The sequence below is a fragment of the Chondromyces crocatus genome (assembly GCF_001189295.1).
In the GTDB taxonomy this organism is placed as follows: domain Bacteria; phylum Myxococcota_A; class Polyangia; order Polyangiales; family Polyangiaceae; genus Chondromyces; species Chondromyces crocatus.
This window is the reverse complement of record NZ_CP012159.1, coordinates 8682896-8706611: the sequence shown is the minus strand read 5'-3', so window position 1 is coordinate 8706611 and position 23716 is coordinate 8682896. Positions and strand designations below refer to the sequence as shown.

Below are 23716 nucleotides of genomic sequence, written 5' to 3'. Positions count from 1 at the left end.
AGGCCGGCGAAGGCGAAGCGGGTGCAGGCGGGGGCGAGAGGGGCAGCACGCGGGCGAAAGAGACGCCGGTGCTGGAGGCGCCTCTCGGCTCAGCGCGGGGCTTCTTCCTTCGGCTTCGAGGAGCCGGAGGGAGGTGCCTTGGTGTCGGCGGGAGACTGGCTCGCGACCTCGGTGGTCTCCGGGCGCTTCTCGGGGGCCTCGGAGGGGGTGTCGGCCACGGCCGCGGAGGAGCCCTTCTTCTTGTTGCCAGGGCGCTTGGCGTGGGCTTCCTCGGCCCGCGTCTTGACGCCGGCGACGCCCTTCGCGGCGCTCTTGACCAGGGTCTGGGTGACGATCGAGGCGCCGAAGGGCAGGGCCGGGTCGACCATCAGTTCGAGCTTGAGCACCGTCTTGTCGGGGCTCACCGAGCGCATGCGCCAGACGGCGCGGAAGTCTTCGACGTTGCCGTTCTTGAACTTGCCGACGACGAGTTCGTCCTTGCCCTGCTTCACGGGGGGGGCGATCTCGGTGACGATCCAGATGTTCGCGGCGCCGTTCAGGATGGGCACCTGGAGGTAGACCTCGCTCACGCCCTTGCGCTTGGAGATGACGCGGCTCTGATCGAAGGGCTTGAGGAACTTCTGGTAGGCACCGTAGTTGGTGACGACCTTGCGGACCTCGGCGATGGGCGCGTCGATGACGGTCGCGGCACCCCCCGTCTCGATGGGCGACGGGGGGTTCGTGGTCTTCATGGTGTACGTGTGCGGCTTGCCCAGGGCCGCGAGCCGATCCGATTCCTCGTCCGCGTGTGCCACGCCGACGCCGAGCTGGAGGGCGAGTGCCATCAAGGGGGCAAGCCATGCGGTGCGGAGGTGCTTCATCGGGGGGCGTACTCCTGAGCTGCACGGCGTGAATTCTCGCCGCGCACGCCATTCACTTGTATCCTCGCTTTCCTGCCGCTGCACGCGAGGAACCCGAAAAAAAGCTGCTCCGGTTGCGCGTTGCGCTACGGATACAGGGGGTGCGTAGGTTCCTCTACATGGCAGGGCGAGGGGGGGATCTTCTCGATTGCCGTTTTTCCATGCGGTGAAGCGCACGGACGCTGGAATGGAAATGGGTAGGGGCGGTCGCTCGCATTGGGCTCGAGCGGTGCAGTGGCTCGGAGCGACGCAGCGGCCTGAGGTGATGTGCTGCTGCGGAGCGACGCAGCGGCCTGGGGTGATGCGCTGGCGCGGCCGTCGTGGCTGGCGCGGTCAGCCCGGTTCGTCGGCGGGCTTGGCGCTGCCGACCATGGGCAGGGTCGCCAGTTCCGGGCGAGGGGCGTCTTCGGGGGCGGGGATCTGCGTGGGCTCGTCGAGGGGGGCCATCTTGCAGGAGCCGTCGAACTGGACGCCGCGGTCGATGAAGATGGCGGGCGCGTGCAGGGCGCCGGTGACGCGCGAGGGGGCGTAGAGCTCGATGCCGTCGCGGGCGCGGATGCTGGCTTGCACCTCGCCGCCGGTGACGATGCAGGTGCCGACGTGGATCTCGCCGACGACCATCGCGCCTTCACCGATGACCAGCACGTCTTCGCCGCGGATCTCGCCGCGGAAGCTGCCGTCGATGCGGACGCGGCCGTCGAAGAAGAGCTTGCCTTCGAAGTGGGTGCCGCGGCCGAGGAGGGCGTTGATCTCGGTGGGGCGATGCGCGCCGTCGCCTTCGCGCGGTGGGCCCCCGCTCAGGTCACGCGAGGCGCTGCTGGGCGCCCTGAGCGCCGCGTCCCGATCGCCCGAGAACGAGGACGAATCCATGCCGGAGGCTTACCCCAGCGGTCCGTCGATCCGCAACCGGAACCTCAGGGGGACCCCCGGCCTACTCGCCCATGGCCTTCACCACCATGCGCTTGCGGCGCTGGCCGTCGAACTCGGCGTAGAAGATCTGCTGCCAGGTGCCGAGATCGAGCTTGCCGGCGGTGATGGGGACGATGACCTGGTGGTGGACGAGGATCGACTTCAGGTGTGCGTCGCCGTTGTCCTCGCCGGTGCGGTGGTGCTTGTAGTCGGGGCCCTGGGGAGCGAGGTGCTGGAGCCACTCCCAGATGTCCTCCCAGAGGCCCGGCTCGTGGTCGTTGACGAAGACGCCGGCGGTGATGTGCATCGCGCTCACCAGGACCATGCCCTCCTGGATGCCGCTGGCGTTCACGACGGCGGCGACGCGCTCGGTGATGTTGATCAGCTCGCGCCGCTTCTTGGTCTCGAAGGTGAAGTATTCGGTCTTGCTCTTCATCGAGGAGGGCCACGCTGGAGCGGCCACCGGGCCCCGTCAACCGCAAGGCTTCAGCGCGGGGCGGGGCTCTGCTATGCGGTGCGTCGTGCTGCGTCCTGATGCTCTGCTCGCCTCGGTGTTCGGTTCGGTGACCCTGCTCGTCGCTGGCTGCGGTTCGGAGCCGAGAGATCTCGATCCGGAGCCGGAGCCCGAAGAGGAGGCGTGCCCTGCGGACGCGCCCCCGACCCGCACGGCCTCCTGCGTCCTGTCGTTCACGCCGGGCGAGGGGTCTGGCTTCGGGATGGAGGAGTATCCGGAGATCGTCTACGGCCCGCCGCACGGGGGCAGCTCGTCGAGCGGGAGCTTGCACGTGCTCTCGCTGGGCAAGGGCGGAGAGATCGCGCTGGGGTTCGGCGGGAACACCATCGTCGACGGCCCGGGGCCGGACTTCATCGTCTTCGAGAACCCGTTCCTCGTGGGCGGGGATCCGATGAAGGTGTTCAAGGAGCTGGGGGAGGTGAGCGTCAGCGCCGATGGCGAGACGTGGACGACGTTCCCCTGTCAGGCGGACGCGTACCCGTACGAGGGGTGTGCCGGGTGGCGGCCGGTGCTGGCGACGCCCGACTCGGGCGAGGGGATGTTCAACCCCGAGGTCGCCGGGGGCGATCCCTTCGATCTGGCGGAGCTGGGGCTCTCCGAGGTGCGCTTCGTCCGCGTGCGCGACATCTCGAATTTCGGGGCCGCGGATACGGCGGGGTTCGACCTCGACGCGATCGCCATCGTGAACCCATCGCGCTGAAGGGCGGAAGCCTGCCGGGCCGATGGGTGGGGCCGGCGCGGTGCACGGCGTCGACGCTGGGGCGGGTCGATGGGGTGCGTGGACTCGCGTGGACGTGACTTCGATGCCGCGTCCGGGCATGCGTGATGCTTACGATAATGGGTGACGGTTTCTCGGCGGGCTGACGAGATGCGGTCGGTGTTCGTCACTCTTCGCCCGGAAGATTTCACGGGCGGCGCGTCGGCGTGGGCTCTTTCCTGGGGGGCGAGAGAAGCCGGTGGAGACCGGTTTTCGATGCTTCGAGCATGAATCGATTGCGTGGGTGGTAAACTTCGGCGGTCATCTGGAATGGCTTCAAGTGCCGGAGATCCAAGGCCATCGTGGCGACAACGGGCTTGCGTTGGGTGTCGCCGCGCATGTTAGTGTCCGAGCACTCCACGTCATCGGCGGTCGGTTCATTGAACGTGAGTATCGCGGTGAGGTTGGTCGGAGTATCACCATTTCAATCGTCGCCATGTCATGAGCCTTCTCTGGCCCTCGATGTGTTCGTCTGCGCTTCGTGCGCCAATGTTCACGGCTGCGCTGCTCTTCGGTGCACTGTTCCCGCATGCTGCGGGGGCGAGTGAGCCTGGAGGGGCGTCCTCGCCAGCGACGCCTCCGGAAGGGAGCGCGGCGGCTGCACCGGAAGCGGCTGCGTTGCCGGTGGTGCCACCCTCGAAAGCGGATGTGACCGGCGGTGAGGTGCCCGCATCGGTGTCCACGGCGCCGGGGGCTGCGGTCGCGCCAGTGGCGCCAGGGGGAGCGTCCTCGTCGGGAGCGGTCGATGCGAGTCCGGCACCGGCAGGTGCGGTGTCGTCGGTTCCGGCACGCGAAGCCGCTGCGCCGCTGGAGGGGGGTCGGGTGTCTCGCTCCTGGCGTCTCGGGACGTTGCTCGTGGGGGGAGGGGTGACGCTGGGAGGGCTCGGGATCGGGCTGGCCATGACGGCGGCGGCGAATGGCGCCAGCAGCAGCGTCGACGCGCTGCGGGTGGGGGATGGGAGTCCGTCGGCCTGCTACCGGAGCAAGACGGGGCCTTGCGAGGCGCTGGCAGAGGCGGTGACGGAGATGGAGACGTTCACCGCGGTGGCGGGCATCGGGTACGCGATCGCCATCAGCGCAGCGGTCGGGACGTCGTTGCTGTTGCTGCTGCCGCCGCCGCCGCCGCGGCCCCGGGCGTCGCTGCGACCGTCGGCGCGGGTGACGCCGTGGTTCGGTCCAGGGGGTGGGGGCGTGGGGGTGGTGGGGGTGTTCTGAGCGCGCCGTGGATGCGCGCGGCGAGCGTGGGTGCGGGGTGCGTGGGTGCGGTCGGGTCGCTGGGAAGCAGGGAGCAGTGCAGATGAAAAAGCGGGCACGGGTAGGAGTGGCGCAGGTTCTGGTCGCTGGGCTCGGGCTCGTCTCGAGTGCACCGGGCTGTGGGACGGACTGTTCGCGGTCGCAGACCTGCCAGCCGGCCGAGGTTGGGCCGACGGTGGGTGCAGGGCAGACGCCCGTGGGTTGCTCGCCGCGGGACGTGGGCTGGGGCGTGGAGGGGAACTGCGGGGTGTTCGTGTCCAGCAGCCAGGGCGACGACGAGGGGCCCGGGACGCGCGAGAAGCCGCTGAAGACGCTGGCGCGCGCGATCGTGCGGGCGCAGGAGCAGGACGCGGGGGGGCGGATCTACGCTTGCGGGGAGGAGTTTCAGGGGCCGGTGACGGTGCCGGGCGGGGTGACGATCTTCGGGAGCCTGGACTGCGCGCACGGGTGGACGCTCACGCCGAACTCGTCGAAGACGCGGACGGCGATCGTGGCGCGGCCGGGGGAGATTCCGCTGCGGATCGAGGGGATCTCGGCGCCGGTTCGGCTGGAGGAGCTCGACGCGAGGGCACGGCTGGATCCGGAGGACCCTGCGACGCGAGGGATGTCGTCGATCGCGGCGGTGGCGGAGGGGAGCGTGACGATGTTCCGGGTGCTGCTCGACGCGGGTCCCGGGGGGCACGGGAAGGACGGGGAGGGGTACGATACGGAAGCGCTGGCGGGGCTCGGAGGGAACGCGGGGGCGGATGCGTGCGCGGCGCCAGCTTCGTTCGGGGGGCTGGAGCAGCTCTTCGACTGCGGGACGCCCGACTTCGAGGAGGATGACTCCATCGGGGGGCTCGGGGGGTCGTCGACGCTGACCACGGGTGGAGATGGTGCGGCGGGGTGGCCCGGGGCGGACGATCAGCCGAACGGTGGAAAAGGGGGCGGGACCTCCCAGCTGTGCAGGCCAGGGGATGCGGGGATGGCCGGCCAGGAAGGCGTGTCGGGCGCTGGCGCGACGGGGACAGGGACGCTCACGGCGAATGGTTTCCTGGGCGCCGCTGGAGGGCCCGGCGGGAAGGGGGGGACCGCGCAGGGAGGTGGCGGCGGGGGCGCGATGCGAGGGGGGGTCGGCGCCATGATGTGCGCGAGTCAGGCCATGGGGGCAGGGGCGAGCGGTGGGGGCGGGGGGTCGGGGGGTTGTGGTGGGCTCGGCGGGCGAGGGGGGGGCGCTGGAGGTGCGAGCATCGCCCTGGTGAGCCTGGGCGCGTCGCTGGTGTTCGATGGGTCCGTGCTGTCGGTGGCAACAGGGGGGAAGGGGGGCGCCGGCGGTCCTGGGCAGGAGGGCGGTCCTGGGGGCGCTGGCGGTCCCGGGGGAGGGAAGGGGACGACGTCGCTGGCCGAGGGCTGTGCGGGGGGGAAGGGCGGGCCGGGGGGCGCGGGGGGACGCGGGGGCGGGGGCGCCGGGGGGCCGAGCATCGGGCTCGCGTTCATCGGTGAGGCGCCGTCGGTCGAGGGGTTGATCGTCTACGGGTCCAACGGGGGGCGTGGTGGCGAAGGGGCTGGGCCGGAGCAGGCGGGCGTCGATGGCGTGAAGTCCGATCTGTTCCGCTTCGAGCTCTGAGCCGTTCGCGCTCCCCTTCGTCCGGAGCGCGGTGTTTCCCGCAGCCGAGGTCGTTCCAGGAGGATGTGGGCTGAGATAACGGTGGGGGGGTGAAGCCGTGCACCCTCCCTGTCGGTCCGTGTCTTCTCGGGAGTTCCCTGTCGATCTCGGCGTTGCTGGCGTGCGGGAGCGCGGTGTCCACCTCGGCCACGCCAGAGGAGGCCCGCGCCATGCCGGCAGCGTCAGCCGCGGGCGCGCTTGGGTCTCGCGTGGTGGCGTCCGGTGCATCGGGTGGGACGGGAAGGGCTCCGCGACCGCCCGGGCTCCCTCCGCCAGCACCCGATCTCCAGCTCGTGCTCCACGAGACGTTCGACACGCCCTTCATCGAGCCCGAGGCCTGGACCGAGGATACGTACGGGCCTTCCAGCCCGTGGCACGTGGACGACTTCGACGAAGACGGGGCGTTCTTCCTGGAGGCCGGAGGCGAGCTGTTTCGCGCGGGCCTGGCGAGCTTTCGATCGTTCCGCAAGAGCTTCACCTATGGCCGCGACGGGTGGCTCACGGTCGAGCTCTATGGCCGGGATCAGGATCGGGACGGTGTGCCCGAGAGCGGTGGCCGTTTCGTCAGCGAGGGCGGCCGCGCCCGTCTCGTGTCGAAGCGTCACCACGACGCGGCGATCCTGCGCTCGACCCACCCGCTGCCCCCGCGCTACCGCGTGGAGGTCACCGTCTCCGGCATTCGCTTCGGCGGTGCAGGTCCGAACGGTTGGCTCTCGCCGGATGGAAGTCGCTTCAATGGTTACGACGGTGACGAGATCGGAGATCCCTGGCGTTTCAGGACGAATTCGCCCACACCTCTGCCGGCTTTGACCGACAACGGGGTCTACTTTCTGTGCATCACCGACTATGCCCGCCCCGCCCCGCACAATAACGTCTTCATTCATCACCACCGCAAGGTGGTGATGGACACCGACAACAACATCCCGGCCTGGTCGGCCGTGTGGGACCCCCTCACGCAGCGGCCCGAGCTGGACGGCTCGCATTACGTGAGCATGATCTTTCTGGACGGGAGCTCGTTCGGCTCTCCCTGGACGGGAAACGCTTTCGTCTCGTTCACCCCTGCGGGGTTCGAGCGCGGGCCGGTGTTCGTGGACAAGTACCTGGACGGGGAGGCGTACACATTCGCCGTGGAGCGGGACGGAGAGGCGTATACGCTGGCTGTGACCGGACGATTTCATCACGGTGGCGCGACCACCTACATTGCCCGTCGACGGTTCCGAGACGACCCTCCTGTGTGGCATTACAACCAGGTGCCCGGTGAGCTGGGAGCGCCACCGATGCGTCAGAAAGTGACAGTGGGTTCACGTTCGTTCGAGGCCTGGCCGGCGGACGTGGGGTATCCGGAGCACTTCTTTTTCGGCGATCCCCACATCAATTATTACGAAGGCACCGCCGAGTTCGACGACGTGAAGCTATTCTTGCCCGCCAGGGAGTGAGCTGCGCGCACACCGCGCCGAGGTTGCGAGCGAATCGGTATCGGCAGGCGCGCTCCAGGGGTGCAGCGCCGCGGTGTTCGCTGCAGCGAGCGACACCAGGCGGTGCACATACCCTTCGTTGCGGCCGGATGATATCTGGAGCAAATAGCTCATTGTCCGAACGTTGCGTGACCGTGCGGCGGGCGTCACGCTTCGATTTGGAGGCCCCGGGCCTCGCCTGCAGTTCAATGATGTGACCATCGATCCCATCGGGTCGGGATCGCGTTGCGACGCGCCCGACCATGAGTCTGCTGCAAGGCGCCATGTTCGATGGACCTCTCGACGTGCAGGGGGTGGGAGATGATGCATCGTGCTGTGAGGCTGCTGTTGATCGTGACGGCGCTGTCAGGGTGTATTGTGGGAGAACAGGAGGACGATGTGGGCGAGTTCGACGCCCCTATCGTCGCTCCGAACGCGCTTTCGCCGAATGCGCTGACACCGAATGCGCTGACGCCGAATGCGCTGACGCCGAATGCGCTGACGCCGAATGGTGTGGCAGGCGCGGTGACGACGGCTCTGCTGGATCCTGGACCGGCCGGCGAAATGTCGCGCATGTTCATGCGCTATGCAGTGAGCTGTGCCTTCACGCCGGAGCAGACGTTCCGGTTCGCGTGGACCGATCTCGTGGATGAGATCCACGACGAGGAGTACAGGGGAGACCTGGGGCTGGCGCCGGAGTGGCAGACTGGACCCCTGCCTCTGGCCGGGCAGGAATGGGTCACCGCGTGCCTGGCCGCGAAGGCGAACCATTACGGTGTCTCCGTGCTGATCTCGCTACGAAACCCGGCCCACACCGTGCTGGACGTCACCACGATGGAGCTGAGCGATTACCGGGTGCGGGAGGGGGCGTTCTGGGGCAATCTCTTCTCGTCGAGCCCGGAGATCCATTCGTGCTACGATGAGACCAGCATCGAGACGTCCCGCTCCCTGAAGCGCGTGTGCGCGGCCGGGTACAGCACGCCGGAAGGTCCGGCCTTCTGTACCGGCATCCAGAGCGCGGGGAGCTGCGCCGCGGCCTGCGCCGCGGATTCGGATCCGACCATGGGGTACACGCGCTGTGGCTCCGGGGACCGGGTCATCACCACTTACCTGCGCGACTGAGCGTCCCTGACGCTCGGCGGCGTGCCCCTCCACGTGGCCCTCACCGACTCCAGACACGATGAAGAGACGCTGTCGGACCGCGGCGTCAGAGACCCTGGCGTCGTCGGGTTCACCGGGGGCGGCGCGTGTGGCGCCGAGCGCTCGGGGCGCCAGATCAAGGTGGAGAGCGAGACGCTCTCGTCTCGTGATCTGCCGCCGAGCGTGCGCCCTCCGTCCCAGGAAGCGCAGGACTGTCCGCCGGAGAGCGGTGGGCGGCTCGCCGCGGTGTCGAGCAGGCGTTCGACGGAACTGGCCGTCGCCGGCTGGGACCGTTACGCGGTGCTGGGCCTGGTGGGTGAGGGAGGGATGGGGGCGGTCTACAAGGCCAGAGACCCGCGCCTCAACCGGCTGGTCGCGCTGAAGTTCCTGCGCAGCAGCGATTCGGGGCTGGTGGAGCACTTCTTCCGGGAGGCACGGGCGCAGGCGCAGATCGATCACCCGAATGTGTGCAAGGTGTACGAGGTCGGCGAGGTGGCCGGGCTGCCGTACATCGCGATGCAGCTCATCCAGGGGGGGCCGCTCGGGGAGGCGATGCAGAGCATGTCGCTCGAGCAGCGGGTGAAGGCGATCCGCGACGTGGCCGAGGGGCTCCATGAGGGCCACCGGACGGGGCTGATCCACCGCGACGTGAAGTCCGCGAACATCCTGGTGGAGCGGACGGCGACGGGGGAGTTCGTCCCCTACCTGGTGGACTTCGGGCTGGCACGGGAGATCAAGGCGGAGGACCGGACGATCTTCAGCGTGGAGGGGACGCCCTGCTACATGTCGCCAGAGCAGGTGGCGGGGGATCTGCGGCAGCTCGACCGGCGCACGGATGTGTACGGTCTGGGCGCGACGCTGTACGAGGCGCTGGTGGGGGAGCCGCCGTTCGCAGGGTTTCCACCGCTCGACGTGATCTGGAAGGTGCGGACGGAGCTGCCCAGGCCGGTACGGGAGATCGATCACTGCGTGCCGATGGATCTGGAGACGATCGCGCTCAAGTGCCTGGAGAAGGAGCCGCACCGTCGGTACGACTCGGCGCGGGCGCTGGCGGAGGATCTGCAGCGCTACCTGGACGATGAGCCGGTGCGGGCGCGGCGCGCGAGCTGGGTGTACGTGGGCTGGAGCAAGGTGCGGAAGCACCGGCTGAGCCTCGGTGTCGGGGCGCTGGCGCTGGTGGCGCTGGGGATGGTGGGCGGTGTGGCGCTGCGGGCGCGGGTGACGGCACGTGAGCAGCGGCAGCGGGCGGAAGAGGTGGGGGCGCTGGCGCAGGAGATCGGTCAGGACGCGAAGGAGATGGAGCTGTTCATGCGCTACGCGTACGCGCTGCCGCTCCACGACACGATGCGGGAGAAGGCGATGATCCGGGCGCGCCTGTCCGATCTGGAGCGGCGGGTGACGGCCTCCGGAGAGCGGCTGGGGCCTCTTGCCGACGGTGCGGGGCACTACGCGCTGGGGCGCGGGTTTCTGGCGCTGGGGGAGGTGGAGGAGGCGGTGCGCCACCTGGAGCAGTCGCTCTCGCGGGGATACGATACGGCGGAGGTGAGCTTCGCAGCGGGGCGGGCGCGGGCGATGCTGTACTCGCGGGCGCTCGACAAGGCGAGCCGGTTGCCGAACCGGGAGGCGCAGGAGGCGCGGCGCGACGAGATCGCGCGGGAGCACCTGGAGCCGGCGCTGCGCTACCTGCGGAGCAGCGTGGAGGGGGCGCGGGCGTCGATGCCCTACGCGTCGGCACTGCTGGCGCTGCTGGAGGGGCGGCTGGACGATGCGTACGCGGAGGGGGAGCGGGCCTTCGGGGCCGAGCCGTGGAGCTACGAGGCGCGGGTGATCCAGGGGGACGCGCTGCGGGGGCGGGCGACGCTTTCCGAGGACCGGGGGGAGCACGAGCTGGCGCTCGGGGATCTGCGGCGCGCGATCGCGCTGTACCGCGAGGCGTCGGCGATGGCGACGAGCGATCCGGCGCTCTACGACGCGCAAGCGGAGGCGTGGCTGGGGGTGATGCGGATCGAGCGGCACCGGGGGGCCGATCTGCGGGCGGCGTACGAGCAGGTGATCCAGAGCTGCGATCAGTCGCTGGTGGCAGAGCCGCGGCGGGCGGTGGCCGGTGCGAACAAGGCGTGGGCGCACATCCATCAGGGCTGGAGCCTCTACCGGCAAGGGGAAGATCCGCGCGAGTCGCTGCGCGAGGCGCTGGCAGAGGCGGAGCAGGCGATGCAGTGGGGGGGGCCGGATCCGCTGGCGTACAACTCGATCGGCGCGGCGAGCTGGCTGCGGGCGCAGTACGAGGCGGGGATCGGGCTGGACACGGAGGAGCCGCTGCGGCGCGCGGTGGAGAGCAACCGGCGGGCGATCGAGATGGATCCGAACTACGGGTGGGCCCACAACGACATCGGGATCGCGCTGGGGTTGCTCGGGGAGCGGGCGGTGGCGCGGGGGGTCGATCCGCGGCGGTTCTTCTCGGAGTCCGCAGAGCACCTGGATCGGGCGGTGGCGTTGAGCCCAGGCGACCCGACGCCGCGCGCGAACCAGGCGTGGTTCCATGCGCAGCGGGCGCTGTACGAGCTGGAGCACGGGGTGGATCCGGCGCCGTCGGTGGAGCACGCGATCGCGCACGCGGAGAGCGCGCTGAAGATGCGGCCGGGGCACGTGGCGTCGCACAACAACCTGGGGCTCGCGTACATGCTGCTGGCGGAGCACCTGGTCGTGGTGGGTGGCGACGCGCGGTCGTCGCTGGAGAAGGCGCTGGGGTCGTTTGCGGTGGCGCTGCGGTCGAGTCCTGCGGACGTGGAGGCACTGCGTGGGTCGGGGGCGGCCTGGGCGCTTCTCTCGCGGGTGCTGGTGGCGCGTGGTGAAGACCCGGAGGCGGCGCTGCGGGCTGGTCGGGAGGCGTTGACGGCCGCGCTGGCGGTGGCGCCCGCCGACGGGGAGGCGCGCCTGTCGCTGGCGGCGCTGGATCGGGCGCTGGGCTGGGCCGCGGTGAGTTCGGGCCGGAACCCGCGGCGGGCGTTCCAGGCGGCCCACGAGGCGTTGATGCGGGCGCACACGCAGAACCCGCGGAGCGCGCGGCCGCTGGCGGCCCTGGCGGCGCTGCACCGGGATCGGGCGATGATGGCGCGGCGCGGGGGGCGCGCGGAGGAGGACATCGGGGAGGGGCTGCGCCGGATCCGGGGGGCGCTCTCGCTGAACCCGACGCTGCCGGCGTACCGGGCGCTGCAGGGGGCCTTGCTGGTGCTGAAGGCGCGGGGGTCGCGGGACGCGGGGGTGCGGGGGGGGCTGCTGCAGCGGGCGCACGACGACCTGACGCAGGCGCTCGCGGGAAACCGGTTCCTTTCGCGCGAGTACGGGGCGGTGCTGGCGGAGATCGAGGCGATGCGGCCCGTGATGGGGGCAGGTGGGGCCGGGCGAGGTGCTGGGGGAGCGGCGCGGCGGGGCGCCGAGGCGGCGGTGCAAGCGGGGGCGACGGGCGGAAGGAAGCGCTGAGCCGCACGCGGGGGGCGTGAGGCACGAGACGCTGTCCTTGCGTCGCTCGGCCGTGCGAGCATCGGGGCCGCGATGCAGACCCCCCCCGGAGCCAGCACCCGAGCCGAGCCCTCCACGTCGACCCCTGCCCCGGAGGACGTGCCCTCGCTGTCGGCCGAGGGGGCGCTCGACGAGATCGCGTGGGCGCGCCACTTCATCGCCCGCGTGGTCGAGGCGTGCCCGCGGCGGGCGTCCACGAGCGATGACGAGGCGCGCGCCCACGCGATGGTCGAGGGCGAGATGAAGGCGCTGGGGCTCGCGACGGAGCGGCAGGTGTTCACGTGGAACCAGAGCCTCTACGCGAGCCTCGCGCTGCACTTCGGGCTGGGGGCGCTGGGCACGCTGGTGGCGGGGCGGTCGCCGCTCCTGGGGCTGGCCCTCCACGGGGGGGCGGCCGCGTCGTACCTCGCCGACTCGACGCGGAAAGCGTTTTTCCTGCGCCGCTTGTTGCCGTTCCGGCTCTCGCAGAACGTGCTGGGGACGCTGCCCGCGACCACGGAGGCGCCGCGGCTGCGGGTGGTCTTCCTGGCGCACGTCGATGCGGCGTTCACGGGGCTGATCTTTCACCCTGCGGTGGCGGCGCGGGCGGCGACGTCACCAGGGCCGCTGGCCAAGCCGCTGCGCCTCGCGACCGCGGCGCTGGCAGGGCTCTCCGTGCTGGATCTGCTGGACCACAGCCTCGGGGCTTCGCGCTGGCGTTCGCTGGCGCGGTGGGGGCTGACGATCCCTCCGCTGCTGACCGCGGCGTTCAACCTGGATGTCGTGCTCCGGCGCGAGGTGGTGCCAGGAGCGATGGACGATCTCTCCGGGGTGGCGGCGCTGCTGCTGCTGGCGCGTCGGCTTCGCGCGATCAAGCCGGACGACGTGGAGTTCGTCTTCGTGGCCACGGGCTGCGAGGAAGCAGGGCTCGGCGGGGCACAGGCGCTGGTCGAGGGGATGCGCGGTCGCTGGGACCGGGAGCGGACGGTGGTGGTGGGGATCGACAGCCCGGCCAATGGCACGCTGCGGTACTACCTGGAGGGGGAGATCCTGCCCGTGCCCCTCGCGCCATGGCTGCGCGAGGCGCTGGATCGGGTGGCTGGCTCGGACGTGCGGTTCGAGGAGGTGAAGCCCCACCCGATCCCGGTCGGCGGGACGGACGCGATTCCCTTTGCGGCGGCGGGGTATGCGGCTGCTTCTCTCGGTTGCGTGGACCCACGGACCGGGACGCCCAGGCACTACCACCTGCCCACCGACACGCCGGAGAACCTGGAGCCAGAGGCCATCGCCTTGTCTCTCGACTACCTGGAGCTACTCGTGGGGGAGATCGACGCGCATTTTCGCGCTGCGGACTGAACCTGGCGTCGAGGGGCGGCGCCGTTTCAGCGAGCCGCCCACTCCTTCCGCATCAAGGACTTGAACGCCGCGAATTCGCTGTCGGAGTCGGGCTGGAAGTGCTGGACCGCGTTGTTGCCGTCCAGGTAGTCGAAATACTCGTAATGGCGGGTGTCGTCTTCGGGGTAGCGATAACACTGAATGGTCGCCGTCATTCGCCCGGGAGGGTTCCGGTTGATCAGCTTGTGGACCTGGTAGAACCGGGGTGACAAGAAGGTGACGTCCCCTTGCTGGAAGGCGGCTTCGACATAGTAGTCGAGGACCTGCGGCGAGAGCTGAGGGTACAGCTCGACCCAGATCTGGCCATGGAGCACCTTGATGATGGCGCTGGCCTTGCCGTGGTTGTGGATGGGCGAGTAATGGCCACCTGGCCAGATCTCGAGCACGTAGGGCGAGCCAGGGGAATCACCTTGGTTCGGTCCGATCGTGATGCGCAGGTAGGTCTTCAGCGGATCCGGCTTTCCACCAAACTCCTCGGCCTTGCTCTTGAGCTTCTCGAAGCACCACAGGCCTGGCGTCATGATGCTTCGGTCGATCGCCGCAGAGAACTCGGGGAAATCAGCCGTATCGAGCGTGATCCCTGCTCCAGCGACGGTGCCGTAGAGCACCTGGGACGCCTGATCGAGGTTGGCGATGGTGGTGCAGCGGTTCGCGGCGATGTCATCGAGCGTGATCCGATCCGTCGGGACCACGAGTCCTGGTAGCCCCACCGTGACGGGGACCGGCCACAAGAAATCGTCGGAGGGAACGGGAACCGGTGTGCCTGAGAGGGCGACGTGTCGGATCTTGGCGATGTAGGCATAGGGATCGATCTCCTGACCGGCGGCCCTGGGCGGGAGACGTGCCTCGAAGACGCAGAGGGCCGGGAGCATCTCGCCGAGGCCGAAGCGCAGGGTGCGGTTCTGGGTGTCGAGGCTGAACCAGTAGGTCAGCGCGACGTCTCTCCTGAGGAGTGCATCCTTGGCGGTGGTGGCCTCGATGATCGAGTCGGGTTTCTGGTCATTCCGTTTGCGGAAACAGGTCTGCTTCTCGCCGACATCGAGGACGAGGACGGGATCGGTCGACGAGGGCGTCTTGTCACCGCTCAGGATGATCCGGAAGGGTCCTCGGGGCGTGATGGTGAAGGCAATCGTCCCCTGGCCGGCAATGGGGAAGACGTACTCCGTGAAGACTTCCTCGGGTAGCTCCGGTGGGACTTCTGACACCCCGAGCCGCCCGTCGAGGAGTTCCCGGTCATCAGGGGCGAAGGAGGCCGATGGCTGAGCGTCGAAGCTTCTCTCTGGCCGGGGAGAGAGCCGAGCCAACCGAGAGGCGGCCTCCTCGGAGAAGAGTGCTGGGAGTGGATTGCGATTGCGAAAGACGAGCGTCATGGAGTGTCCCTTCGTGCGTTGACTGCACGGGTCAGCAGAAGAGAGCCCCTGGCGGTGTGCAACCGCTTTGGACGGTCAGAGCGAGGCTGTGATCTCGGGGTGCGGGGGTCGCGCTGGGGGGACCTCGGTTCCCGAGCCAGGTCGGCGCTGGCGGAAAGTCATCCAGAGACTGGTGCCGCGAGGTGCTTGACATTGTTGAAAGTGACATTCAACATCGCGTCCTGATGCGCTGGTCTTCATGCGTGCTTTTCTGTGCTGCTGCCCTGCTGAGCTGTAGCGATGCTGACAATGGAACGAAGCCGACGAGCGGGCCTCCCCCGCCTCCGCCGCTGCCCACGGTCGAGGGGCTCGCGGGGATCGAGGATCTGAACCCCGATCCCACCATCCTCGAGGTGAACCTCGTCGCGCGGGCAAACACCGTCCCGCTGTTCCCGGGCGACGAGACGCGGTTGCTCAACTACAACGACTCCCTCCCCGGGCCGCTCCTCCACGCGCGCGTGGGGGATCGCATCATCGTTCATTTCCGGAACGAGATGAACGAGTCGACCGTGGTGCACTGGCACGGCCTGCGCATCTCCGACAAAATGGACGGCTCGCCGATGATCCAGAACCCGGTGCTGCCGGGAGAGACGTTCACCTACGACTTCGTCGTGCCGGACGCCGGGACGTACTGGTACCACACGCATCTGCATCAGATTCAGCAGTTCGAATACGGTCTCTATGGCGGCATCGTCGTTCACGAAAAGGAAGCGCCCGCCTTCACGGCCGAGCGAATCTTCGTGGGCGACGACATGCGCATCAACAGTGCCAACCAGATCGCGCCCTTCCTGACGAGCGGGCCCGATATCGGTCGCGGGCGCATCGGCAATACGCTGCTCGTCAATGGCAAGGTGATCAGCGGTGAAGGCGGCGAGCCGGTGACGTTCACCATCCCGCGAGGCTCCGTGGAGCGATGGCGCTTCGTCCTGGCGACGAATGCGCTCTCGTACGACCTGCAGATCCGTGGCGCCGAGGCGCGGGTCATCGCGACGGACGGGGGCCTCTTGCCGCAGCCCTTCCCGCTGGACCGGGTGGAAATCGCGCCAGGGCAGCGCTTCGAGTTCGAGGTGCGCCCCTTGCCGGACGCGGACGAGGTTGCGCTGGAGGCGCTGATCCTGGTGCTCGACGAGAACGACAACGTCGTCGAGATGCCCTTCGAGCTGGCCCGCGGCACGGTGGAAGGGGAGATCGAGGAGGCGCCCGCGCCGGAATACCCGGTGGTGGAGCTACCGTCGACGAAGGTCGACGCCGTGACCCACAGCTGGGCCCTGTCCGGCGGGGTGGTGGACAACGAGGTTCAGTTCACCATCAATGGCAAGGCCGCCTTCGTGGGCGACACGCACGAGCACGTGCTGATCGAGACCTTCGAGCCGAACGTGCCGGTGAAGATCCGGCTGAGCAGCAACGTCAGCCCTGCCCACCCGTTCCACATCCACGGGCAGTTCTTCCAGATCATCGCACGCAACGGCCAGCCGGTGTTCGAGCCGGGTCTGCGCGACACGGTCTACGTGCGCGGCGCCGAGACCGCGACGATCCTCTCGTACTTCGAGAACCCGGGGCGCTGGATGGTTCACTGCCACATCTCCGAGCACAGCGAGAAGGGAATGATGGCCGATATCCAGGTCGGGCCGCCCGACGAGGAAGAGCATGCCCACTGACGTGCTGGCCACGCCGGCATGATCTCCTTCCGCAACGCTCGAGGCGCATCTCACACCGGGTGAGCGCAGGCAGCGCGGTACGGCGCCGCGCTGCTCTGCGCGCCATCCGTCGCCAGTCTCGTGAGCGAGGCCACCGAGCCCAGGGGCGGCTGCTGGACCCGTGGTCACACCGTCACTTTGCCAGCTGGCGCGACCAGCGTCGCAGGAGGGCGCCGGTTCTTCTGTGCTCCCCTGCCGACGACGGGGATTGCCGAGCCGTGCGTTCGAGGAGTAATGGCTGCCAGCGCGCGAGCGGCATCCTCAGGGGATGCCCACGGTGCGAGGGGAGCATGGCCTTGATTCACGTCCGAACTTGTCTGCCGGTTGTCGCCTGGGTTCTTGCCGTTTCGGGTCTGGGCTGCGGTGGTGAGCCGCCGCCTCCTGCTGCCTCGCCTTCTGGCCCCGTCGCTGCCGCGCCAGCTGCTCCGGCCGTGGAGCCCGCCGCGCCTCGGAGGGGGCTCGAGGCGCCGGACAACGATCCGAAGATCGTCGCCGAGCTCGAGAAGGTGCTGGCCTGTCCGTGGAACGAGGAAGAGGGCTTCCGGACCACGAGCCCGGAGGGGGAGTGGGTCGAGTGCGCCGCATTCGACGCGTGGAACGACAACCATGACCTGCTCGGCGACGACTCGGACAAGGGCGCGCTCACCTTGCTGAACCTCGCCGAGGACGAAGACGAGAAGGTGCGCTACCTGGCCCTCGACAAGATGCCGGCCAGAGCCCACCTCTTCAAGGACAAGGTCGCCTCGGAGCGGATCCTGACGCTTGCGGAAAACGAGACCTCGGAGCGTGTCGCGGGGCCGCTCGGCTACGCGGTGGGGTGGATCCGCGTGGACAAGACGGACCTCTTGCCGCGGATCAAGAAACTGGTCGAGACGACGAAGATCCCGGAGATGCGCACCAGGGTCTACGGGACGCTACTCCGGACGAACTCGTCATCCCGCGAGGTGTTCGATTACTACCTGGCATCGCTGAAGAACGACGACCCCAAGCTCCGCTACACGGTGCTCCTCAGCCTGCAAGGGGGGAAAGAGTTCGCGTCGGATACCTGCAACGAGCTCACGCGGCTGCTCGAGGACCCCGATGGGAGCGTGCTCGGTCTGGCGGCGCAGCGCCTCGGGTACGGCGATCCTTGTGAGGCGAAGTTCGACGCGCTGCTCTCGTACGCGAAGAAGCGGGCCGAGGCGGGCGGCGTGAAGGAGTTCCTGCTGGCGAACGCGCTGGATAACGGGTGCACCAGGATCCAGCTCAGCGATGCGCAGCGCAAGGAGGCGGAGAGCATTGCGCGGTCTCTGGCCTCGGGAAAGAACGATGACCTCGTGCGCGAGTCGGCGCTCGGTGCGGTGATGAGCTGCAACCCCAAGGGAGGCCCGGCCTTCGTGAAAGGGTTCAGCAAGGACAAGAGTGACTTCGTGAAGCGCGGTGCAGAGCGGTTGCTCAAGAAGGCTTCTGCGAAGTAGGGATGCGCCAGGTGGCGCCTGCGTGACCGCGGGCGCCGTGCCTCTCCGGCCAGCGGCAGCCGGTGACGCCGAGGACCCAGGCGGGCAGGGATCCGCACGAAGCGGGCGGTTCACCAACTACGGAACGTCGATGCCCAGCGCCGAGAGCATGCCGGTCAGCCACAGGAGCGGTAGGCCAGTGATGGCGCTGTGATCGACGGTGTGGATGGCAGAGAAAAGGGTGATGCCGCGCTGCTCGAGCTTGTAGGCGCCGGCGCAGTCCACGGGGTCGTCGGCGGCGACGTAGCGCTCGAGCTGTGTGCGGGTGAGGGGGCGCATGGTCAGCCGGGCGAGATCGGTGTGCTGGTGGAGCTGGCCATCGTGGAGTAAGGCGACCGCGGTGACGAGCAGGTGGGTGCGGCCTGCAAGGCGCTCGAGCTGGTCGAGGGCGGCCTCGCGGCTGCCTGGTTTGCCGAGGATGTCGCCATCGAGGGTCGCGACCTGGTCGCCGCCGAGGATGACCGCTCCCGGGTGAGTGGCCCGCAAGCTCTCGGCCTTGGCGAGGGCGAGCGACTCGGCGAGGCCGCGAGGAGAGGTAGCGCAGGCCTTGTAGGCGTCCTCGTCGCAGTCGGGAGCAGCTGTGATGAAGGGGATCCCGAGGCGTGCGAGCAACCCTTTGCGGTAGGGCGAGGTGCTGGCGAGCACGAGCAGGGGAGGCGAGGAGACAGAGCGGTCCTGGCGTCGCGTGGCGGGGGATGACAGGGGAGGGGGGCCGACACCGGCGGAGGGAGGGGGCATCGGGCCAACGTAACTCACCTCGCAGGTGCGGGGGGGAGCGCTGCGCTCGGGGGCGATCCGCGGTACACCATCGGGATGCGTCTCCATCCGAGTTTTCCTCGCCCGACGGCGGCCACGGTGGACAAGCTGCGCTCCCTGCTCGATCGCGCGCTCGGTCCGTCGAAGGTGCTGACCTCGCCGGACGCTTGCCTGGCGTACGCAGGCGACGACTCGGATCAGGAGCCCGTCGCACCGGACGCGGTGGTGCTGGCATCGAGCGCGGACGACATCGCGAAGGCGGTGCGCGCGGCGAGCGAGGCCGAGGTGCCCATCGTGCCTCGCGCTGGCGGGAGCGGGAAGTCCGGCGGTTGCGTGCCCGTGGCGGGCGGGGTGGTGATCGCCACGCTGGGGATGAACGCCATCCAGGAGATCAGCCGGGAAGAGCAGGTCGCCGTGGTGCAGCCCGGGGTGATCCTCGGGGACCTGCACGCCGCCGTGGAGGCCGAGGGGATGTTCTTCCCGCCCGATCCGAACTCGCTGCGGATGTGCGCGCTCGGAGGGAACATCGCCGAGAATGCGGCCGGCCCACGCGCCTTCAAGTACGGGAGCACGCGGGATTACGTGCTCGGGCTGGAGGTGGTGCTGGTGGACGGGACGCAGCTCCGGACAGGGAAGCGGACGGTGAAGGGAGTGACGGGGTACGACGTGACCTCGCTGCTGGTGGGAAGCGAAGGAACGCTGGCGATCACGACGGCGGCGACACTGCGGCTGATCCCGAAGCCTCACGCGGTGACGACCCTGCTGGCACTGTTCCCGGATGTGCAGGCGAGCGGGCGCGCGGTGAGCGCGATGATCGCGGCGGGCGTGCGACCGCGCTGCATCGAGCTCCTGGACGAAGGGACGCTCGACGCGGTGCGCGTACGTGGTGTTGCGGTGGACGAGCGCGCGCGGGCGATGCTGATCATCGAGGTGGACGGCGAGCCTTCGGACTGCGACGCGCAGGCGGAGCGGATCGGCGAGGTGTGCGCGGCGGAGGCCATCGACATCCTGGTGGCGCAGGACGCGGCGCAGCGGGATCGGCTGTGGGAGGCCAGACGGCAGCTCTCGCCGGCGACGCGCGCGATGGCACGCTTCAAGATCTCGGAGGACGTGGTGGTCCCGCGCGACAGGATCCCGGCGCTGCTCGAGGAGACGCGGGCCATCGAGCGAGAGACCGGGGTCCGGATGATCACCTACGGCCACGCCGGGGACGGCAACCTGCACGTGAACCTGCTCTGGAACGACGAGGAGCTGCTGCCACGCGTGGAGGAAGCGTTGAACCGGCTGTTCCTCTCGGTGGTGGGGATGCGAGGGACGCTGACCGGAGAGCACGGGGTCGGGACCTCGAAGGCCGACTTCCTGGCGATGGAGCAGCAGCCCGAGCTGATCGCGCTGCAGAAGCGGATCAAGGGCGTGTTCGACCCGAAGGGCTTGCTGAACCCCCACAAGATCTTCCCGAGGCGGCAGCTCGAAGCGGCGTCCGTCACGGTGGCGGGGCGCGCGGTCTCTCTCCACGGAGCTTGCTGAGCATGCGGGTCATCGGCATCGATCCGGGGACGAGGCACCTGGGGTGGGGGGTGGTCGAGCGGCATGGGTCGCGGGTCATCCACGTGGCGCACGGGGTGGTGGACGTGGACACCGACGGGGCGTTCGCGGCGAGGCTCGTGGAGATCGACGACGCCCTCTGCGAGGTGGTGGCGAAGCATGCGCCGGTCGCCGGGGCGGTCGAGACCCTGTTCTTCGCGAAGGACGCGCAGAGCGCCGCGAAGCTCGGGCACGCGCGCGGGGTGGTGCTCCTGCGGCTCTCGCGGGCGGGGGTGGCGGTGCACGAGTACGCGCCGGCCCTGGTGAAGCGGACGGTGGTCGGCCGGGGCGCGGCCGACAAGAAGCAGGTGGCGATGGTGATGACGGCGGTGCTGGGGTTGAAGGAGCCGCCACGGTCGGACGCGGCCGACGCGCTGGCGATCGCCATGACCCACCTGCACGTGGCGAACTTCCAGGCAGCGCTGGCGGCCTCCGGGCTGCCCCCGCCACCCCCGCGCCGCCGAGCGAGGCACCCGGCGGGACCAGAGACGCCTGGCAAGGGGGTCGGGGGGCTCGCGGCGGCGCTGCGCCGGGCGAAGGGCTGACCCGGCCGGGCGCCACGATCAGGGGACGAGGGCCAAGAAATCGGCGGGGAGGCCGGGAATATCCCCTCGAGTTCGGTCTGGCGAAGGTTGTGCTATGTCCCTCTGCATCGGCCTGGGTCGCCGTGCGTCCAACAGGCTGCAAGGTCGGAGAGCCAGCCTCCGTTCCTGGTGACGACAGCGCCAGGAGCGGGGACGGGAGCCGCCCGCGCCAGATCGATCAAGGAGATCCGGAAAGCCATGAAGCGTTCGTTCCTTTACCGTCTCGGCGTCGCCTGCGTTCTCGGGCTCGCCGTCCCCGCCGTGGTGCTCTCGCTCCCGACCGAGGTCGAGGCTGCCGGGCCCACGGCAGAGGAGATCGCGCAGCGCGTCCAGCAGTTCTACGACTCGTCGAAGACGTTCCAGGCCACCTTCAAGCAGAACTACACCATCAAGGTGCAGAACGTGCAGAAGGTCTCGACCGGCAAGGTGGTCTTCGAGAAGCCGGGAAAGATGAGCTGGACCTACGACGCGCCGAACGGGAACCGCGTCGTCTCCGATGGCACCACCATCAAGGTGTACGAGAAAGAGAACGAGCAGATGTTCGAGACCTCCGTGAAGGGGTCTCAGTATCCGGCGGCACTGGCCTTCCTGATGGGCACCGGCAAGCTCCAGAAGGACTTCACCCTCAAGCTCCTGAACGCCGCGCAGATGAAGTTCGAAGGGGGCTACGTGCTGGAAGGGACGCCCAAGGAAGCGACCCCGGCTTACCAGAAGGTCCTGCTCTACGTCGACAGCGCGACCAACCAGGTGCGGCGCGTGCTGATTCTCGACGCCCAAGGAAACCGCAACCGCTTCGACTTCTCGGCGCCCACCGTGAACCAGCCCGTCCCGAAGGGCGAGTTCGACTTCAAGCCCCCTCCCGGGACGCGGATCGTGAAGCCGTAGGTCGAGTCGTTCATCGCACCGTTCGCCCCGCCCTCCTCAGCGTGCGCCCAACCTCACGCCACACCGAACTCAGCCAGGAGCGCCCACCTCGCGCTCCCACCGCACGTGACCTGATCACTCACGGATGAGCTTCTCGCGCGAGCCGACCACGCCGAAGTTCGAGCCGTGAGCCTGGTCGGTTGGATCGTCTCGGCCCCACCCTGAGACCTCCCGAGGGGGGTCATCTTCGCGATGGATGGATAATCCTTTGACCAGGGCACGCGCCTCGCGGTCCACGCGTGCTGCGGGAAGGCGCGGAGTTCTCCTTGAGTTCTGATAGGTTGCATCTACATCTGTGCGGATGACCTGCTCCGGCCCGCCGGTTGCAGATAGTCTGGACGAGGCCCGCGGCGTCAGCGTCGCGGTCAGACCGACGGAGGACCCCCGTGAAATCGCGTCATCGACTCCTCGTAGCCGCGCTGCTGATGGCTGCGCTCTTCATCTCCGGGCTGGCATCCGCCCAGGAGGTCGCTGGTTCGGACACGTCGGCGTTCCAGCGGGCCCTGGCTCAGGGGCCGCTCGTTGCGATCGCTGCCTGCTTCGGCATTGGCCTCCTGGCGAGCTTCACCCCCTGCGTCTACCCGATGATCATCATCACGGTGTCGATCTTCGGGGCGAAGGAAGCCAAGAGCCGGCTGCAAGCCGCGGCCCTGTCGGGGACCTTCGTGCTGGGCATCGTGGCGCTGTTCGCGCCGCTCGGGGTCGTCTCGGCCATGTCGGGCAAGATGCTCGGCAGCGCGATGTCGAACCTCTGGGTGGTCGGCTTCATCGCCATCATCTTCCTGGCGCTCGCCGCCTCCATGTTCGGCGCCTTCGAGATGACGCTCCCCGACAGCGTGCAGAACCGCCTGTCGACCGTCGGTGGTGTCGGTTTCAAGGGCGCTTTCGGCCTCGGCATGGTCTGCGCCCTCATCGCTGCCCCCTGCACCGGCCCCGGGCTGACCGGCGTGGCGATGTGGATCGCGACCACCGGTGACCTGTTGCTCGGCGTCGCCGCCATGACCTCCTTCGCCCTGGGCCTCGGCGTCCTCTTCTTCGTGGTCGGCACCTTCGCGGTCAGCCTGCCGAAGGGCGGCGCCTGGATGCTCGGGATCAAGTGGCTCTGCGGCGTGGCCCTGGCGTACATGGCGCTCGCCTACGTGCGCGACGTGGTGCCCGCCCTCCAGGCGCTCATCTCGCCGCAGACCATGTACGGCATCGTCGCCGGATCCATCCTCGCCATCGGCGTGGGGCTCGCCTCCGTGCACATCGCGGCCGAGCGCCGCAAGTCCCCCATCGCGCACCTCTCCAAGCCGATGAAGCTGGCCTCCATCCTGCCGGCCGTCGTTGGCGCCTTCATGTTCGTGTCCTGGGTCCAGCTCCCCCCCGCCTCGGCGGGCCACGAGGGCGACGTCCCCGCCATCACCTGGGAGACCGACGAGAAGGCGGCTCGTGAGAAGGCGACGGCGGCGGCGACCCCCGTGATGGTCGACTTCGGCGCCTCCTGGTGCGGTGCCTGCAAAGAGCTGGAGCACAAGACCTTCCCCGAGGCGATCGTGCGCAAGGAAGCCGTCCGGTACACCTCGATCAAGGTGGACGCCACGGACGACGACGATCCGGAAGTGAAGGCGCTCCAGGAGAAGTACGGCGTGAAGGGCCTGCCGACGGTGATCCTGTTCGACAGCACCGGCAAGGAAGCCGCGCGCTTCAACGAGTTCGTCCCCGCGGACCGCTTCGCCAAGGCGCTCGCCTCGGTCAAGTAGTCCAGCACCTGGCTCGCGACGGTCCTGTCGCGGGCCTTGCTGCTTCTGCCCTCCGTCGA

18 protein-coding genes are annotated in these 23716 nt (G+C 69.1%); 13 read left to right on the top strand and 5 right to left on the bottom strand.

Annotated elements, in window-relative coordinates; all coding sequences use genetic code 11:
• Window positions 1–89 precede the first annotated feature (89 nt).
• The 3 genes from CMC5_RS31395 to CMC5_RS31385 form a co-directional block, all read right to left on the bottom strand.
• Window positions 90–860 (bottom strand): SRPBCC family protein, encoded by a 771-nt coding sequence (locus CMC5_RS31395; RefSeq protein ID WP_082362958.1) that lies wholly within the window; start codon window positions 858–860, stop codon window positions 90–92.
• 372 nt (window positions 861–1232) lie between these two features.
• Window positions 1233–1769: a bactofilin family protein gene (locus CMC5_RS31390; RefSeq protein ID WP_063796384.1), complete on the bottom strand. Its 537-nt coding sequence runs from the start codon at window positions 1767–1769 to the stop codon at window positions 1233–1235.
• Between the two features lie 61 nt (window positions 1770–1830).
• On the bottom strand, window positions 1831–2244 hold the full coding sequence (locus tag CMC5_RS31385) for a secondary thiamine-phosphate synthase enzyme YjbQ (RefSeq protein WP_050433844.1): 414 nt from the start codon (window positions 2242–2244) through the stop codon (window positions 1831–1833).
• A gap of 85 nt (window positions 2245–2329) precedes the next feature.
• On the opposite strand from CMC5_RS31385, the gene CMC5_RS31380 reads away from it, so the two are divergent.
• The 7 genes from CMC5_RS31380 to CMC5_RS31350 all read left to right on the top strand — a co-directional run bounded on the left by CMC5_RS31380 (window position 2330) and on the right by CMC5_RS31350 (window position 13426).
• Window positions 2330–3022 carry a cell surface protein gene (locus tag CMC5_RS31380; RefSeq protein ID WP_156338998.1) on the top strand — a complete coding sequence of 231 codons (693 nt, stop codon included), beginning with the start codon at window positions 2330–2332 and terminating at the stop codon, window positions 3020–3022.
• A 546-nt stretch (window positions 3023–3568) separates the two neighbouring features.
• Window positions 3569–4294 (top strand): hypothetical protein, encoded by a 726-nt coding sequence (locus CMC5_RS31375; RefSeq protein WP_050433842.1) that lies wholly within the window; start codon window positions 3569–3571, stop codon window positions 4292–4294.
• A 214-nt stretch (window positions 4295–4508) separates the two neighbouring features.
• Window positions 4509–5939, top strand: coding sequence for a PGRS family protein (locus CMC5_RS48715; RefSeq protein ID WP_156338997.1), 1431 nt, complete (start codon window positions 4509–4511; stop codon window positions 5937–5939).
• An 89-nt stretch (window positions 5940–6028) separates the two neighbouring features.
• Window positions 6029–7414, top strand: coding sequence for a hypothetical protein (locus tag CMC5_RS31365; protein ID WP_218920103.1), 1386 nt, complete (start codon window positions 6029–6031; stop codon window positions 7412–7414).
• Window positions 7415–7753: 339 nt separating this feature from the next.
• The gene (locus CMC5_RS31360) at window positions 7754–8554 is read left to right on the top strand and encodes a hypothetical protein (RefSeq protein ID WP_050433839.1); all 801 of its coding nucleotides are present in this window, start codon (window positions 7754–7756) and stop codon (window positions 8552–8554) included.
• 21 nt (window positions 8555–8575) lie between these two features.
• Window positions 8576–12052 (top strand): protein kinase domain-containing protein, encoded by a 3477-nt coding sequence (locus tag CMC5_RS48710; protein ID WP_050433838.1) that lies wholly within the window; start codon window positions 8576–8578, stop codon window positions 12050–12052.
• A gap of 72 nt (window positions 12053–12124) precedes the next feature.
• Window positions 12125–13426, top strand: coding sequence for a M20/M25/M40 family metallo-hydrolase (locus tag CMC5_RS31350; RefSeq protein WP_050433837.1), 1302 nt, complete (start codon window positions 12125–12127; stop codon window positions 13424–13426).
• A 26-nt stretch (window positions 13427–13452) separates the two neighbouring features.
• Here CMC5_RS31350 and CMC5_RS31345 read toward each other — a convergent pair whose 3' ends face one another.
• Window positions 13453–14835: a cupin domain-containing protein gene (locus CMC5_RS31345; protein WP_050433836.1), complete on the bottom strand. Its 1383-nt coding sequence runs from the start codon at window positions 14833–14835 to the stop codon at window positions 13453–13455.
• Window positions 14836–15077: 242 nt separating this feature from the next.
• On the opposite strand from CMC5_RS31345, the gene CMC5_RS31340 reads away from it, so the two are divergent.
• Window positions 15078–16532, top strand: coding sequence for a multicopper oxidase family protein (locus CMC5_RS31340; protein WP_169796717.1), 1455 nt, complete (start codon window positions 15078–15080; stop codon window positions 16530–16532).
• Between the two features lie 470 nt (window positions 16533–17002).
• Complete coding sequence (locus tag CMC5_RS31335; protein ID WP_050433834.1) at window positions 17003–18028, top strand: hypothetical protein; 1026 nt, start codon at window positions 17003–17005, stop codon at window positions 18026–18028.
• Between the two features lie 117 nt (window positions 18029–18145).
• Here CMC5_RS31335 and CMC5_RS31330 read toward each other — a convergent pair whose 3' ends face one another.
• Complete coding sequence (locus CMC5_RS31330) at window positions 18146–18892, bottom strand: Maf family protein (RefSeq protein ID WP_218920101.1); 747 nt, start codon at window positions 18890–18892, stop codon at window positions 18146–18148.
• On the opposite strand from CMC5_RS31330, the gene CMC5_RS31325 reads away from it, so the two are divergent.
• The 4 genes from CMC5_RS31325 (at window position 18881) to CMC5_RS31310 (ending at window position 23657) form a co-directional block, all read left to right on the top strand.
• Window positions 18881–20350 (top strand): FAD-binding oxidoreductase, encoded by a 1470-nt coding sequence (locus CMC5_RS31325; protein ID WP_050433833.1) that lies wholly within the window; start codon window positions 18881–18883, stop codon window positions 20348–20350. The genes CMC5_RS31330 and CMC5_RS31325 overlap by 12 nt on opposite strands.
• A gap of 2 nt (window positions 20351–20352) precedes the next feature.
• Window positions 20353–20952 carry a crossover junction endodeoxyribonuclease RuvC gene (gene ruvC, locus CMC5_RS31320; RefSeq protein WP_082362956.1) on the top strand — a complete coding sequence of 200 codons (600 nt, stop codon included), beginning with the start codon at window positions 20353–20355 and terminating at the stop codon, window positions 20950–20952.
• Between the two features lie 237 nt (window positions 20953–21189).
• Window positions 21190–21876 carry an outer membrane lipoprotein periplasmic chaperone LolA gene (lolA, locus tag CMC5_RS31315; protein ID WP_050433832.1) on the top strand — a complete coding sequence of 229 codons (687 nt, stop codon included), beginning with the start codon at window positions 21190–21192 and terminating at the stop codon, window positions 21874–21876.
• A gap of 464 nt (window positions 21877–22340) precedes the next feature.
• Complete coding sequence (locus CMC5_RS31310) at window positions 22341–23657, top strand: protein-disulfide reductase DsbD family protein (protein WP_050433831.1); 1317 nt, start codon at window positions 22341–22343, stop codon at window positions 23655–23657.
• Window positions 23658–23716: the final 59 nt, after the last annotated feature.